At 54.5% G+C, this 14166-nt stretch carries 16 protein-coding genes; 5 read left to right on the top strand and 11 right to left on the bottom strand.

Annotated features, from left to right (window positions below; all coding sequences use genetic code 11):
* Position 1: 1 nt before the first annotated feature.
* The 6 genes from DD606_RS03390 to DD606_RS03365 all read right to left on the bottom strand — a co-directional run bounded on the left by DD606_RS03390 (position 2) and on the right by DD606_RS03365 (position 5611).
* Positions 2-472: a hypothetical protein gene (locus DD606_RS03390; RefSeq protein WP_129258170.1), complete on the bottom strand. Its 471-nt coding sequence runs from the start codon at positions 470-472 to the stop codon at positions 2-4.
* 163 nt (positions 473-635) lie between these two features.
* The gene (locus tag DD606_RS03385) at positions 636-1352 is read right to left on the bottom strand and encodes an ABC transporter ATP-binding protein (protein WP_003859661.1); all 717 of its coding nucleotides are present in this window, start codon (positions 1350-1352) and stop codon (positions 636-638) included.
* Complete coding sequence (locus DD606_RS03380; RefSeq protein ID WP_003859662.1) at positions 1349-2224, bottom strand: ATP-binding cassette domain-containing protein; 876 nt, start codon at positions 2222-2224, stop codon at positions 1349-1351. The genes DD606_RS03385 and DD606_RS03380 overlap by 4 nt, the downstream gene beginning before the upstream one ends.
* The gene (livM, locus tag DD606_RS03375; protein WP_063864385.1) at positions 2221-3495 is read right to left on the bottom strand and encodes a high-affinity branched-chain amino acid ABC transporter permease LivM; all 1275 of its coding nucleotides are present in this window, start codon (positions 3493-3495) and stop codon (positions 2221-2223) included. The genes DD606_RS03380 and livM overlap by 4 nt, the downstream gene beginning before the upstream one ends.
* 11 nt (positions 3496-3506) lie before the next feature.
* Entirely contained in the window at positions 3507-4421 is a 915-nt protein-coding gene (locus tag DD606_RS03370) for a branched-chain amino acid ABC transporter permease (protein WP_003859667.1), read from the bottom strand.
* Between the two features lie 68 nt (positions 4422-4489).
* On the bottom strand, positions 4490-5611 hold the full coding sequence (locus tag DD606_RS03365; RefSeq protein WP_003859669.1) for a branched-chain amino acid ABC transporter substrate-binding protein: 1122 nt from the start codon (positions 5609-5611) through the stop codon (positions 4490-4492).
* Between the two features lie 411 nt (positions 5612-6022).
* Between DD606_RS03365 and DD606_RS03360 the strand changes: the two genes are divergently transcribed.
* Complete coding sequence (locus DD606_RS03360; protein WP_129258167.1) at positions 6023-6691, top strand: YecA family protein; 669 nt, start codon at positions 6023-6025, stop codon at positions 6689-6691.
* Between the two features lie 316 nt (positions 6692-7007).
* On the opposite strand, the gene tyrP is transcribed toward DD606_RS03360, so the two are convergent.
* Entirely contained in the window at positions 7008-8219 is a 1212-nt protein-coding gene (gene tyrP / locus DD606_RS03355; protein ID WP_032645646.1) for a tyrosine transporter TyrP, read from the bottom strand.
* Positions 8220-8410: 191 nt separating this feature from the next.
* Here tyrP and DD606_RS03350 point away from each other — a divergent pair, with 191 nt between their 5' ends.
* Entirely contained in the window at positions 8411-8647 is a 237-nt protein-coding gene (locus tag DD606_RS03350; RefSeq protein WP_003859673.1) for a YecH family metal-binding protein, read from the top strand.
* Positions 8648-8683: 36 nt separating this feature from the next.
* Here DD606_RS03350 and ftnA read toward each other — a convergent pair whose 3' ends face one another.
* Both ftnA and yecR read right to left on the bottom strand, forming a co-directional pair.
* A complete protein-coding gene (gene ftnA, locus DD606_RS03345) occupies positions 8684-9181 on the bottom strand; it encodes a non-heme ferritin (protein ID WP_003859676.1) in 498 nt (165 codons plus the stop codon).
* A 200-nt stretch (positions 9182-9381) separates the two neighbouring features.
* A complete protein-coding gene (yecR, locus tag DD606_RS03340) occupies positions 9382-9720 on the bottom strand; it encodes a YecR family lipoprotein (RefSeq protein ID WP_003859678.1) in 339 nt (112 codons plus the stop codon).
* A 245-nt stretch (positions 9721-9965) separates the two neighbouring features.
* Between yecR and DD606_RS03335 the strand changes: the two genes are divergently transcribed.
* The gene (locus tag DD606_RS03335) at positions 9966-10604 is read left to right on the top strand and encodes an RpiB/LacA/LacB family sugar-phosphate isomerase (RefSeq protein WP_003859680.1); all 639 of its coding nucleotides are present in this window, start codon (positions 9966-9968) and stop codon (positions 10602-10604) included.
* 43 nt (positions 10605-10647) lie between these two features.
* Here the strand turns inward: DD606_RS03335 and DD606_RS03330 are convergent, their stop codons facing one another.
* Positions 10648-12066, bottom strand: coding sequence for an MFS transporter (locus DD606_RS03330; protein ID WP_032609552.1), 1419 nt, complete (start codon positions 12064-12066; stop codon positions 10648-10650).
* A 214-nt stretch (positions 12067-12280) separates the two neighbouring features.
* On the opposite strand from DD606_RS03330, the gene azuC reads away from it, so the two are divergent.
* On the top strand, positions 12281-12364 hold the full coding sequence (azuC, locus tag DD606_RS03325; protein WP_003859682.1) for a stress response protein AzuC: 84 nt from the start codon (positions 12281-12283) through the stop codon (positions 12362-12364).
* A gap of 106 nt (positions 12365-12470) precedes the next feature.
* A complete protein-coding gene (locus DD606_RS03320; RefSeq protein ID WP_003859683.1) occupies positions 12471-12722 on the top strand; it encodes a DUF2766 family protein in 252 nt (83 codons plus the stop codon).
* Between the two features lie 80 nt (positions 12723-12802).
* On the opposite strand, the gene DD606_RS03315 is transcribed toward DD606_RS03320, so the two are convergent.
* Complete coding sequence (locus DD606_RS03315; protein ID WP_104469390.1) at positions 12803-14146, bottom strand: anaerobic C4-dicarboxylate transporter; 1344 nt, start codon at positions 14144-14146, stop codon at positions 12803-12805.
* Positions 14147-14166: the final 20 nt, after the last annotated feature.

Raw genomic sequence — 14166 nt, 5'->3', positions numbered from 1 at the left:
GTCATGAATAAGATATGTTTGCCATCTTTTTATAACGTTCTGGCAAAGCGCTGTTCAGGCTGAGTACCTTATCCAGAATATAAAATGCTGGCGTGTTTTTCTGTTGCTCAGCGTCAATGATTGCCGCGCGTAATAGCGTGGCGGCAGACGAAATCTTGTGAAAATAGTCCTCAGACTCGGGCGTCTGTAATTCACCCGACGTGGCGTAACGCACGTCCGGCCAGCCGGAGAAGTTGAGTAGCGGGAGAGGGTTACCTGCTCCGGGCTGACAGGATGAAATCAGCGCAGCCGCTTGCTTAGGGTCGCGATGGGCAACGGATAGCATGTATACGCGCTGCGCAAACGGTGACAGAGCCTCAGAGTGATGTTTCGTCGCCATAAGCATGGCCATAAAATCCTGTAAATCATCGGCTGAATCGGTGTCAGGTGGTAATACAGTTTTCAATAACTGATATAACGCATCAAGTGTCATATTTGCCCCGGATCCTCTTATCATTATTATTCAGTTTGCGGCTGAACGTTTTATCGACCCGCGCAAAGGCGGGTCGTGAAGATGATATTTGAATGCGGTCGCATCAGAAAAACGATTAATAATGGCAATCACTGTGAGTTTTTCTCACTATAGCCTTTTCGTTTCACACTCCACCCAGGTACGCCTTCCTCACCTCCGGATCCTTCAGCAACGCCTCGCCGCTGCCGCTTAACCGAATCTGGCCGTTAACCATCACATAGCCGCGGTCGGACAACTTCAGCGCGTGGTGCGCATTCTGCTCGACCAGAAAAATCGTCATTCCGTTACGGGCCAGTTCGCGCAGCGTCTGGAAGATCTGTTTAACCACGATTGGCGCGAGGCCGAGGCTGGGTTCATCCAGCAGCAGAAGTTTAGGACGGCTCATCAGCGCGCGGGCGATAGCCAGCATTTGCTGTTCACCGCCTGAAAGCGTCATCGCCCGCTGGTTACGTCGCTCTTTGAGGCGAGGGAAGAGGTCGAACATGCTTTGCATATCTTCCGCTGCATGCTGATTGCCGACGGGGATTGTCCCCATCAGCAGGTTCTCTTCTACAGACATATCCGGGAAAATGCGTCGTCCCTCAGGTGCCTGCGCGATGCCGCCGGTGGCAACATAGTGGGTAGATTTGTGGCTGATATCCTCGCCGCAGAAGAGGATCTGCCCGTTGCGGATCCGGGGCTGACCAAAGACAGACATCAGTAATGTTGACTTCCCCGCGCCGTTAGCGCCAATCAGGGCCACGGTTTCCCCTTCGTTAACCTCAAGCGAAACCTGCTTCAACGCCTGGATCACCCCGTAGAAAACATCCACATCCTGAAACTGAAGCATCGGTTCGCTCACAGATTTACCTCGCTTTCGTCGGTGCCCAGATACGCGGCAATCACTTTTTCATTGTGCTGAATCTCAGCCGGTTTACCTCTGGCAATTACATCGCCGTGATCGAGCACAATGATGTCATCTGAAATGCCCATCACCATCCCCATATCATGCTCGATCAGCAAAACCGTGATGTCATGGTGGTCGCGCAGGAACCGGATGATCTCACTCAGCTTGTGCGTCTCCACCGGGTTCAGGCCGGCAGCAGGTTCATCGAGACAAATCATCTCCGGGCCGGTACACATGGCGCGGGCGATTTCGAGGCGTCGTTGCTGACCATAGGACATTTCCCCGGCCAGACGGTTCGCGCAATCCACCAGATCCACCACCTCCAGCCAGTAAAACGCCCGGTCCAGCGCATCGTTTTCTGCCCGACGATACGCAGGGGTGTTCAGCACCCCCGCCAGCAGATTGCGGTTGACGCGCATGTGCTGTGCCACCAGCAGGTTTTCCACAACGGACATCTCGCGGAACAGGCGGATGTTCTGAAACGTGCGCGCAAGACCCGCGCGGTTCACCAGATGCGTGCCGCCAAACATTTTATAGAACAGGCGTTGACCAAGCTGCGCCGGGTTGAGCCAGTCGCCCGGCTGGAATTTCTGGCCGAGCACCTGAATGACATTGGTGGTTTTATTTCGTGCATTGAACAGAATGTTGCCGCCGGAGGCCCGGTAGAAACCGGTCAGGCAGTTAAAGACGGTCGTTTTTCCTGCGCCGTTAGGCCCAATCAGTGCGGTAATGGAGCCGCGCTGCACCTCAAGATTGACGTCGTTTAAGGCCTTGATCCCGCCGAAGTGCATCATCAGATGTTCTACACGTAAAATCGTTGCGTTCATGGCGCCACTCCTTTACGCACGGTAAATCCGCTGCGGTTGATGCGGATCAGACCGCGAGGACGCCAGATCATCATCACCACCATCAGCATGCCAAACAGCAGCACCCGGTATTCCGCAAAGCTGCGCAGCAGTTCCGGCGTGACGGTCAGCACAAAGGCGGCCAGTACGACGCCGACGGTGGAGCCCATCCCGCCCAGGACCACAATGGCGAGGATCAGGGCCGATTCAAAAAAGGTGAAAGAGGTCGGGTTAACAAACCCCTGGTAGGTGGCAAAAAACACCCCGGCGATACCTGCCGTCGATGCGCCCAGGGTGAAGGCCGAGAGTTTGACCAGAACGTGATTCAGCCCCATGGAACGGCAGGCAATCTCATCCTCACGGAGCGCTTCCCACGCCCGTCCAATGGGCATTCGGGTCAGACGGTGTTTAATGTAGAGCACCAGCATGACTACCAGGAAAAGTACCGCATAGATGAAAATAAACTTCATGTTGGGGTTATAGGTCAGGCCGAAGAACTCGTGGAAGGGGACGCCGCCTTCTTTGGCGCGTCGGCCAAACTCAAGGCCAAAAAAGGTTGGGGCAGGGGCAGAAACGCCGTTAGGCCCTCCGGTGAAGGTAAGCCAGTTGTTCAGCACCAGGCGGATGATCTCGCCAAACCCGAGCGTGACGATGGCGAGATAATCCCCGTGCATGCGCAACACCGGAAAGCCAAGCAGGGCGCCTGCGCCCGCGGCCATTAGCGCCGCCAGCGGCAGCATGCTCCAGAACCCAAGCCCCAGATACTGATACCCGAGCGCCAGCCCGTAAGCGCCGATGGCATAGAAGGCGACATAACCCAGATCCAGCAGCCCTGCCAGGCCAACAACAATGTTCAGCCCAAGACCGAGCAGGACGTAGATCAGTCCGAGAATGGCAACCGTCAGAACGTATTTCGTTGCTACAAACGGGAAGCAGATCGCCAGCGTGACAATCAGCGGAATGATCCAGCGCATGCGGCTTTTATACGCCGGCGGCCGGACATACACGCCCGCATTGTCGGATTCAAACCGCGTCTGTAAACGTCTTCCGGCCGCCGTAGCTGAAAAGGCGCTCAGCAAAAAACGTCCCACCATCACCGTGCCAACAATCCACGCCAGCCGCTGGCCGTCAAAGGTAAAGCTGTAACCATCCAGTATCACACCCGCAATCGGGCCGAAAATAATCAGGGCGATCATTCCGGAAAAAATTGCGTCCAGAATGCAGCGCTTCAGGGAAAAACCGTCAGAGGTCATCGCGTTGTTCCTTACACTTTAGCCACGACAGGGCGGCCCAGCAGCCCCTGAGGACGGAAGATCAGAATTAAGACCAGCAATCCAAACGAGAACACGTCTTTATAATCCGAGTTCACCATCCCGGAGAATTGCGCTTCTGCGACGCCCAGAATCAGCCCGCCAAGCATCGCACCGGGCAAAGAGCCGATGCCGCCCAGCACCGCCGCCGTAAAGGCCTTGATGCCGATAACAAACCCGACGTAAAAATCAAAGGTGCCGTAATTCATGGTGATCAGCACGCCCGCCAGCCCGGCCATGGCTGCGCCGATAACAAACACCAGCGAAATTATTCTGTCGGTGTTGATACCCAGGATGGAGGCCATCTTACGATCCTGCTGTACCGCACGGCACATGCGTCCTAAGCGGGTACGGTTGATAATCCAGGTCAGCACCAGCATGCCCGCGAACGAGGCGATGAGGATAAAGACTTTGGTATAGGTTATCTGGACAAACCCTTCGCCAAGGTGAAAACGCAGCACGCCATCAAGCATGGTGGGCACGCCCTGCTGGCGCGGGCCCTGGCTGAGCTGGACGTAGTTTTGCAGTATCAACGACATCCCGATGGCCGAAATCAGCGGCGCCAGACGCGTCGAGTTGCGTAGCGGCTTATAGGCGATGCGCTCAATCGTCCAGCCATAAACGCCAGTGACCACGATGGTGAATACCAGCGTCCCCAGGATCAGCAGCGGAAAGGAGTGGAGTCCAAAAAACGCCAGCAGGGCCAGGCCAATGGCCGAGAGATAGGCGGAGATCATATACACTTCGCCGTGGGCGAAATTGATCATACCGATGATGCCGTACACCATGGTGTAGCCGATGGCGATAAGACCGTAGACCGACCCCAGCGTTAAGCCATTAATTAATTGTTGCAGAAAGAATGTACTCATGGTCGCGCACCTGAATAAAGGGTTACGCCGACAGTCAGACCTGCCGGCGCTGAGCAGATTCCGTCCCGTTATGGCACTTCTTTATATTTGCCTTTGTCATCCCACTGGTAGACCACGTAGTCAGAGACTTTGAGGTCACCTTTGCTGTCCCAGGCTTTTTTACCCATCACCGTGTCGACAGGGTTGGCCTTCAGCCACTCGCTGGCTTTTGCGGAATCCGTCCCTTTCGTGGCCTTGAATGCCGCCGCGATAGCCTGCACAGACGCGTAGGCGTAGAGGGTGTACCCTTCAGGTTCAAATTTACCGGTGCGGAATTTCTCGATGACGGCTTTTCCGTCCGGGATCAGGCGCGGATCTTTACCGAAGGTCATGTAAATACCGTTGGTGTACTGTGCCCCACCGGCGGCGGTGACCATCTCTTCATTGACGATACAGTCTCCCGAGAAGAACTTCGCCTGCACGCCCTGTTCACGCATCTGGCGAACCAGCGGGCCCGCTTCCGGGTGACAGCCCCCGAAGAACACCACGTCCGGTTTTTGTGCGCCGATTTTGGTCACCAGCGCGTTAAAGTCTTTCTCCCCGCGGGACAACCCTTCGTACATCACCTCCTTAACGCCGCGTTTCGCCAGCGCCGCTTTAGTGGCATCCGCCAGCCCCTGACCGTAGGTGTCTTTATCGTGGATGATGACCACCCGTTTGGCTTTCAGCTTATCAAGAATAAAATCGCTGGCGACCTGGCCCTGCTGGTCGTCACGTCCGCACATGCGAAATATGTCGCTCATGCCACGTTCGGTAATCAGTGGGTTCGTTGAGCCGGGAGTGATGGAGAGGATCCCGGCATCGCTATAGACCTCGGAGGCGGGCATGGTCGACGAAGAGCAGAAGTGGCCGACGACCGCTTTCACCTTATCCTGATCGACTAAGCGGTTGGCAACGGCGACGGCCTGTTTGGGCTCGCAGGCGTCGTCGCCCTGAACCAGTTTGATTTTCTCACCGTTGATCCCGCCGGCGGCGTTAATGTCTTCCGCCGCCTGCGTAGCGCCATGCCAGTATTGATCGCCGTAGGTTGCGTTCGGGCCTGTGAACGGCCCGGCCACGCCGATGACGATATCGGCCTGCGCGGAAAAGGCCGTCACCAGACAACCGGCCAGCACCAGGGAGAGGGGAGTTTTGGTAAATTTCAGCGACATTATTATGTTCCTTAGCAAAGAGGTTTTTGCACCAGGTATAAACCCGAACGCCTGATGGCATCGTAAATCCAAAAACAAGAGCGAGAACAAAATGCACTTTAGAAGCAATCTCATGCTTAATACGGCGAGGATCCCACGCACCGCGAAGCGCGCAGAACATTAAGCAAAAAGGTTGCCAGAATGGTTAATCCCTTGACCGGGTCACAACACGTTGAGTATAGAGCGCCGTTTTATGCGCCTTTGCGGGATGAGATGAATTTACAGCGGAGATCACATCTCCTTAACAACAAAGCCCATAAGTTGTGCAACGGTCACGATTTGCACGTTTTTGCAGCAATAAAGACCTAAACTTCAGATAGGCACGCGCGGCGATATATGTCAGGATCGTTTTTTTTATCAGGAGTATCAGCAATGGCTGAAGGCCCATTAAATGAAAGCGAGATGGCGTGGCTGGAAGAGACATTAATCTCTTACGGTCACGACGATGCATCCGTGATTGACGTGTCCGAACTGGACGGCATGCTTACCGCAGTACTTTCCGGTCCCGTTGTGGTGGAGCCCGACACCTGGCTGGTGGCGGTCTGGGGTGGTGAGAAATATATTCCTCGCTGGAAAAACGATCGTGAGATGAACCGTTTTATCGATCTCTGCTTTAAGCACATGAACGATATTGCCGAGCGTTTGAGCGAATACCCGGATCAGTTTGAACCGCTGTTTGGCTATAACGACGTTGACGGTCAGAGCTATACCGTGGTGGAAGAGTGGTGCTATGGCTACATGCGCGGCGTGGCGCTGACGGACTGGTCATCCCTGCCGGAAGCGCTGGAAGCGGACCTGGCGGTGATTGCCCTGCACGGGACGGAAGAGAACAGCGAGAAGCTGGATGCGCTGACCGAAGAGGAGTATATGGCCAGCATCGAGAGCATTCAGCCTGCGGCGCTGCGTTTGTATGACTACTGGGTGGCTAACCCGCAGCAGACGGAAGCGAAAAAGCCGATCGTGAACGGGGCGAAGGTGGGGCGTAATGACCCGTGCCCGTGCGGGAGTGGGAAGAAGTTTAAAAGCTGCTGCCTGCATTAAATCATTAATTACTGTGGCCTGAATGGGGCACGAGTGTTGAGTCCCCGCTAAAATCGGCGAACCGGAGACCAGATGACAAGGGCTGGACGCCATGGATGGCGGCCAGAGGCGAATCGAGACAGGATGTCGAGTTGAGCCGACCGCAGGCAGATGGTCGGGAGGTGAGCGCAGTGCGAAGCACCAATTTTCCGCGGGGCCGCGGGGATTGATAAGGGGGCCGCGGCGGCCCCCTTATCCCGTTCACATGCTGTGAAAAAATTATATTCTGTTGATCTTAAGGTGAACGGAACAGTACCTCAGGACCTGTATAAATAAGTTATCCCACTTCCGGCAGCATCCCCGCTGCAATCAAAATCTGCACCAGAATAATCGCCACGCCGCACCCAAACACCACGCACAGCATTGGCGTACCGCCCGCCACGCGATACCCCTGCTGCGGATGTTGCTGGCGGCTCTTCCACGCCAGCAGGGAAGGCAGCAGCAGGGCCAGTACCGATAACGCCACGCCGGCATACCCCAGCGCCATCACAAACCCGCGCGGGTAAAAGAGCGAGAAGGCCAGCGGCGGCAGGAAGGTCATCGCCCCCGTCTGTAAGCGTCCCGCAACGGTATTGCGCCGCTGGAACAGATCCGCCATATAGTCAAACAGGCCAAGCGCCACGCCGAGGAAGGAGGTTGCCAGCGCCAGGTCTGCAAACAGATGTACCGCCAGCTCCACGTGTGAAGAGGCCACCACGTTACGCAGGGCAACCAGGAATCCATTCAGACCAGAATGCTCTGCCATCAGGCCGATAAAAGTATTGGAATCAATACTGCCCAGCGTTACCAGCTGCCAGAACAGGTAAGCAATCAACGGAATGGCGCTGCCGATAACAAAGACGCGGCGTAGCTTGCGAATATCACCGTTCATATAGCTCACGATGCTCGGTACGCTGCCGTGAAAACCGAAGGAGGTGAAAATAACCGGGATGGCCGAAAGCGCCAGACCTTTCTCCAGCGGGAGGGAGAGCAGGTTAATCTTGTGAACATGCGGTGCCAGCAGCACCAGCATCACAACAAGGAAAAGAATTTTGGCGCTGAACAAAAAACGGTTAAACAGATCGACCAGCGATGTGCCCGCGCAAACCACGCCGCCACCGATCAGCGTAAAGACAATGGCGCCTGTTTCCGGTGAAAGCGACGCACCGAAGCCGTCATTGATACTTGACGCAATCAGCTCCCCGGCGCCGCTGATGTAAGCGGCAGTCAGGGCGTACATCAGGAACATCATGCTGAAACCGGTGATCCACTGCCCGTAGCGTCCAAGATAGCGTGCAGCCAGGGAGCCTAAGCCAGTATCGGCAGGGACATGCTGATAAACCTCCAGCAATAATAGCGCGGTGTAACACATCAGGGCCCACAGACCGCCCAGCAGCACTACGGTAATCCCAAACCCGACGCCAGCGGCAGCCAACGGCATGGCCAACATTCCTGCGCCAATTGTCGTTCCGGCGACGATAAAAATACTTCCCAGAGTTCTGTTCTTCACGCTTTCCTCTACAACGCTTCCATACCGCGACTCATTCTGCGGCGCAGAGTAAGGGAAAAGCCCCGTCTCGTCAAATCACCGTTACATAGGGTGTAAAAATTAATTTACAAAAAGAAAAGGGTAACCTGAGCCAGCGCAAAGCGTGCCGTGGAGGGAGCGTTTAGTCTGCTTTTTATTTACGAGAGGTAACCATGTCAATTCACGGACACGACGTGCTGAATATGATGATTGAGTCAGGTGAGCGGTATACGGAGGAGAGTCTGGTTGAGGCGATACATGCCCGCTTTGGCGAAGCGGCGCGTTTCCATACCTGTTCAGCTTCGGAGATGACGGCCGCGGAGCTGGTGGCGTTTCTGGCGGCGCGCGGAAAATTCATTCCGGCAGCAGACGGATTTTCCACTCACGAAAGTAAAATTTGCCGTCATTAAATAAAACGGTGCTGAAAACTCAGCACCGCTTTTCTGTTAATTCTGCGTGTCGAGCGTCGACAGCTCTTTATCAATGAAGTACAGACCTTCCCCGGATTTACCTGCCAGAGATAATTTATCCAGCACGGATTTAAACAGCTTCTCTTCTTCGTGCTGTTCAGCCACATACCACTGAAGGAAATTAAAGGTTGGATAATCCTGGCTGGTCATGGCGGCATGAGCCAGTTCATTAATTTTCTGGGTGATCAGCTGTTCGTGCTCATAGGTGGCGCGGAACAGTTCATCAAGAGAGCCGTATTCGGCAAAAGGGGATGCCACGTTATCAATACGCGGCAGGCTGCCGGTGTCCGTCAGGTAATCAAACAGACGCTGCATGTGCGTCATCTCTTCCTGGGCATGACGACGCAGGAAGGCGGCCGCTCCTTCAAAGCTGTGATAGCTGCACCAGGCGCTCATCTGCTGATAAAGCAGGGAAGAAAAAAGCTCAAGATTCATTTGCGCATTGAGCTTGTCGATCATTTCAGTTTTTAACATGGTGCAGCTCCGGTTTATTAATTCTGGTTCACGATGAGCGACACTATAATTTGTTATTTAATTATTTGCAAAAAGTAAAATAAATATTTCTTTATTAAAAATACGAATGGGAATAAAACGCATTGCCGATATTTATATTTATTAATGAGAATTGTTTTAGTTCTTATTAAATAAACTGCCAGCATGACTGGCAGTAGCGGTTAATACCACGGATTCTGGCTGGAAGAGGTAACAGCATATCCCTGACATTTATACTGAATGGTCACACTTTCGTTCAGACAGAGTGAACCGCTGATCAGGGTGCAGGTTTTAATTGGCTGCCCGTAGGCTGACGCAGTGGCGTACCCCATATGTTGACAGGCTTTGGTTGCCGTACCGTTATTAACATACTCATCAGACCAGGCGTTTTGCAGCATGGCCTGGCCATAGTCGAGGCGCACAATTCCGTTTGGGGCATCCGTACTGCTGATTTCTGCCTGACGGTTGATACTGCACCCAGCGAGCAACAGGATCGTTCCGGCTATGATTATACGTTTCATGGTTCACTCTGCGTGACGGGAAATACGCCATTGTAACCAACGCGATGTGACGCAATGGCCGGAATAGCCGGAGGATCTGCCCTCTCACTGTGCAACGAGCCGGGCCACCGCGCGAAATTGTGAGCGCATCTTTGTTTTTTAAAACAAGTTTTCACTTAATTTGAAAGTGTGTTTGTTTGATAGTAAGGTTAAGTGGAAAAAGTATCCACAGCGGGATCGCCCGCCATGCATTCAGGAGAGACAAGATGAAAATTGCACTGATGATGGAAAACAGCCAGGCCGCTAAAAATCCCATCATCCTTAATGAGCTGAAAGCCGTTGCTGATGAGAAAGGTTTCCCGGTCTATAACGTCGGTATGAGTGATGAGAACGATCATCATCTCACCTATATTCACCTGGGCATCATGGCGAGCATTCTGCTTAACGCTAAAGCTGTCGATTTTGTTGTCACCGGCTGCGGTACCGGGCAGGGCGCGTTGATGTCCCTGAACATCCATCCGGGTGTGATTTGCGGTTACTGCATCGATCCTGCGGATGCCTTCCTGTTTGCGCAAATCAACAACGGTAACGCGCTTTCTCTGCCTTTTGCGAAGGGCTTCGGCTGGGGGGCAGAACTGAACGTACGCTTTATCTTTGAGAAAGCGTTTACCGGACGCAATGGCGAAGGTTATCCACCAGAGCGTAAAGAGCCGCAGGTGCGTAACGCCGGGATCCTGAACCAGGTGAAAGCGGCGGTGGTGAAAGAAAACTATCTGGATACCCTGCGAGCAATCGATCCTGAGCTGGTTAAAACCGCCGTCTCAGGCCAGCGCTTCCAGCAGTGCTTCTTCGAGAACTGCCAGGACAAAGAGATCGAAGCCTTCGTGCGCGGTATTGTTGGCTGATTCCGTTTTGCCGGGCGGTGCGTTGCCTGCCCGGCAGATAGCGTTACTTTTTCGATGAGACCGCGCTGCCTGCATCTTTGGTCAGACGCAGCGTGTCAACCATTCCCACCAGGCAGATTAGTGCGATCGCCACAAATGCCAGCCGGAAGCTCATTCCCGGCATGCCGGCAATCCCCATCGCCTCACTGACTTTTTCCCCGATACGAATACCAATCGCCCCGAGCGTGATCCCAAGCCCCACGGCAAGCTGCGTTGCGGTTGAAAACAGAGTATTGGCATAGCTCATCTGCACCGATGGCACATCCGCAAAAGCCAGCGTACTGATGGCTGTAAACTGAATCGAACGGAAAACGCCGCCCAGATAGAGGATCAGCATGACGAGCCACGCGGGCGTCTGCGGCGTCAGAAACGCGCAGGCCAGCAACGCCAGGACATTCAACGCACCGTTAATCAGCAACAGCCGCTTAAACCCCAGGCTGCGGATAAGCGGCGTCGTCGCCGGTTTAATGGTGAGATTGCCAACGAAAACCGCCAGCACCAGCAGGCCCGAATGGAACGCGTCCATGCCAAAGCCGACCTGGAACATCAGCGGTAACAGGAACGGAACCGCGCTGATGGAGGCGCGAAACAGCGATCCGCCGTACAGGGTGACGCGAAACGTCGGCACCTGCATCGCATCGAGTCTGATCATCGGCCAGGTTGCCCGCTTAAAGTGACGCAGTGCCAGACTTAACGCGACGATACCGACGATAAACAGCGTGGCGGTTAATCCTGTCCGCAGTGGCTCTGCGCCCATCAACTCCATCGCATAAACCAGGCTCACCATGGCAAGGGTGGTGACAACAAAACCCGGTAAATCAAACGGTCGGCGCGTATCTTCATGCAGGTCTGGAATGATGCGCAGTGCCAGCAAAATGGCGATTATCCCCAGCGGCACGTTAATAAAGAAGATCCAGCGCCAGTCGGCATAGCTGGTAATGAACCCACCCAGCGGCGGGCCGATGATCGGCGCGACCAGCGCAGGCCACGTCAGGGTGGCGATTGCCGTGATGAGCTGATGTTTTGGCGTGGTGCGTAGCACGGCCAGGCGACCCACGGGCACCATCAGCGCGCCACCCATGCCCTGAAGGACGCGCATCGCGACGAACTGATCGAGCGTGGTGGACAGGCCGCAAAATACCGAGGCCAGCGTGAAGATTGCCAGCGCGAGGGCAAACACTTTTCGCGCGCCGAAGCGGTCGGCGATCCAGCCGCTGGCGGGGATCAGCACGGCCAGGGTGATCAGGTAGGCGCTGATGCCGATATTCAGATCCACGGCCTGTACACCGAAGCTTTTTGCCATGTCCGGCAGCGCGGTGGCAATCACCGTCCCGTCCAGAAACTCCATAAAGAAAGCACCGGCCACCAGCAGCGCCGCAGGCGATAATCCACGGCTCTCTTTGCCGGATACGTTTTCACTCATTCTCTTCCTGCCCGCTCAAAAAATTTTATAAACATTTACTGGAATTTATAAGACTGTAACGTGCAGATTTATCATGGCTTTTTTTAACAAACCAGCAGCACTGAGGGTTTAATAACCGTGATGCAGGTCACAAAATGGTTGATTTTTGTGATGGTGGTCATATTATAAGCGTATTGACAATAACACCTGCATAACACGTTACTGGAGCAACATAATGAAACTGCGCAAAATCCTGAAAAGCATGTGGGCAAACTACTGCACAACGTTTAAAGACGTCCCACCGGGTGCGATGTTCTGATAAAAAAACCTGCTTCGGCAGGTTTTTTTATGTCTGCGGACGACGAGAGGGAGATGGAAGGGCGTCTGTTTTGCTACTATGGCGGCCTTTGAATAAGGAGAACCCCATGTCACAAAACCTGAGCGCCGATCAGGAACTGGTATCTGACGTCGTCGCCTGCCAGCTGGTTATCAAACAAATCCTTGATGTGATTGACGTTATCGCGCCGGTTGAGGTACGCGAAAAGATGTCGACCCAACTGAAAAACATCGATTTCACCAACCATCCTGCTGCGGCGGACCCGGTTACGCTCCGCGCGATCCAGAAAGCGATTGCGCTGATTGAACTCCGCTTCACACCGCAGGGTGAGTCACACTAAAATAAACCGATGTTTTAAAATTAGAAACCCTTTTCTGCTTTTACGTCGAAGGGCGACAAAGCCTGTCGCCCGCAGAAGGATCAGAAGAACGTCTGCACCAGCAGATAGCTCACCACGCAGGCACAGCTGACGCCAATCAGCCCCGGCAGAATAAAGCTGTGGTTGATGATGAATTTACCGATGCGGGTGGTACCGGAGCGATCGAATCCGATACAGGCCAGATCGCTCGGATAGGTCGGCAGCACAAAGTAGCCGTAGGATGCCGGGAAGAAGGCCACCAGCATTTTCGGATCGATGCCCAGCATCAACCCCATCGGGGCGACCGCGGTCAAGGCCGCAGCCTGGCTGTTGACCAGTTTTGATACCAGGAACAGCACGATGGCATACGTCCAGGGATGACTCTTCACCACCCCCTCCAGCGCCATTTTCAGCTCGTCGAGATGCGCCTGAAAAAAGGTATCGCTCATCCACGCCACACCAAACACCGAGAAAATCGCGACCATCCCCGCCTTAAATACCGCCCCGTTTGAAATGGCCGACGCATTTACCTTGCAGGTCATCAGCATGATGGCCCCGGCGATCAGCATCATCATTTGAATGACAAGGTTCATCGACAGTGCTGTCATTTTCCCTTTGATCTCAAACGCCGGACGCAGCTCGGGCAGCGCACCCAGCAGGACCACAACGGCAATCCCGGCGAAGAAGATCCACGTGGACCAGTAGGCCTGTTTCGGGAAACGCTGATCCATCAACGTCTCCGTTCCTCCATAGATAAACTCCCGCTGTTTCGGATCTTTCAGCTTTTCCTGAAATTCAGTATCGTCTGCGAGGTTTTTCCCCCGGCGCAGGCTCCACAGTGCCGCAATGGCGACGCCAGACAGTGAGGCCGGTACGGAAACGGCGAGGATTTCGAGGATCCCCCACGCGTGACCGATGCCGTGCTGCGCACCCAGAATCGAGACCAGCGAAACGACGGCCACGGAAACGGGGGAGGCGGTGATCGCCATCTGAGAGGCCACCGAGGCCACCGCCATCGGCCGTTCCGGGCGAATGCCTTTTTTCAGGGCGATATCCGCGATAATGGGAAACATGGTGTAGACGACGTGCCCGGTCCCGCACAGGAAGGTCAACATCCAGGTGGTAAACGGTGCGAGAAGGGTGATGTGCTGGGGATGTTTACGCAGCAGGCGCTCTGCAAACTGCATCATTACATTCAGGCCACCGGCGGTCTGTAGCGTGGCCGCACAGCCGATGACGGCGAGGATCGTGAGCATCACGTCAACCGGCGGTTTACCGGGTTGCAGACCAAAGACAAAACTCAAAACAAACAGGCCGATGCCGCTTATCAGCCCCAGGCCCATCCCGCCGAAGCGGGTGCCTATCAGCAGGCAGAGGATAATGACAATAAACTCAATGGTGATCATGATGCTCCCTCGTTAATGAA

It is taken from the genome of Enterobacter cloacae complex sp. GF14B, assembly GCF_004136805.1.
Taxonomy (GTDB): Bacteria; Pseudomonadota; Gammaproteobacteria; order Enterobacterales; family Enterobacteriaceae; genus Enterobacter; species Enterobacter hormaechei_C.
The sequence above is the reverse complement of the archived record's forward strand: the minus strand, read 5'-3'. Positions and strand labels throughout refer to the sequence as shown.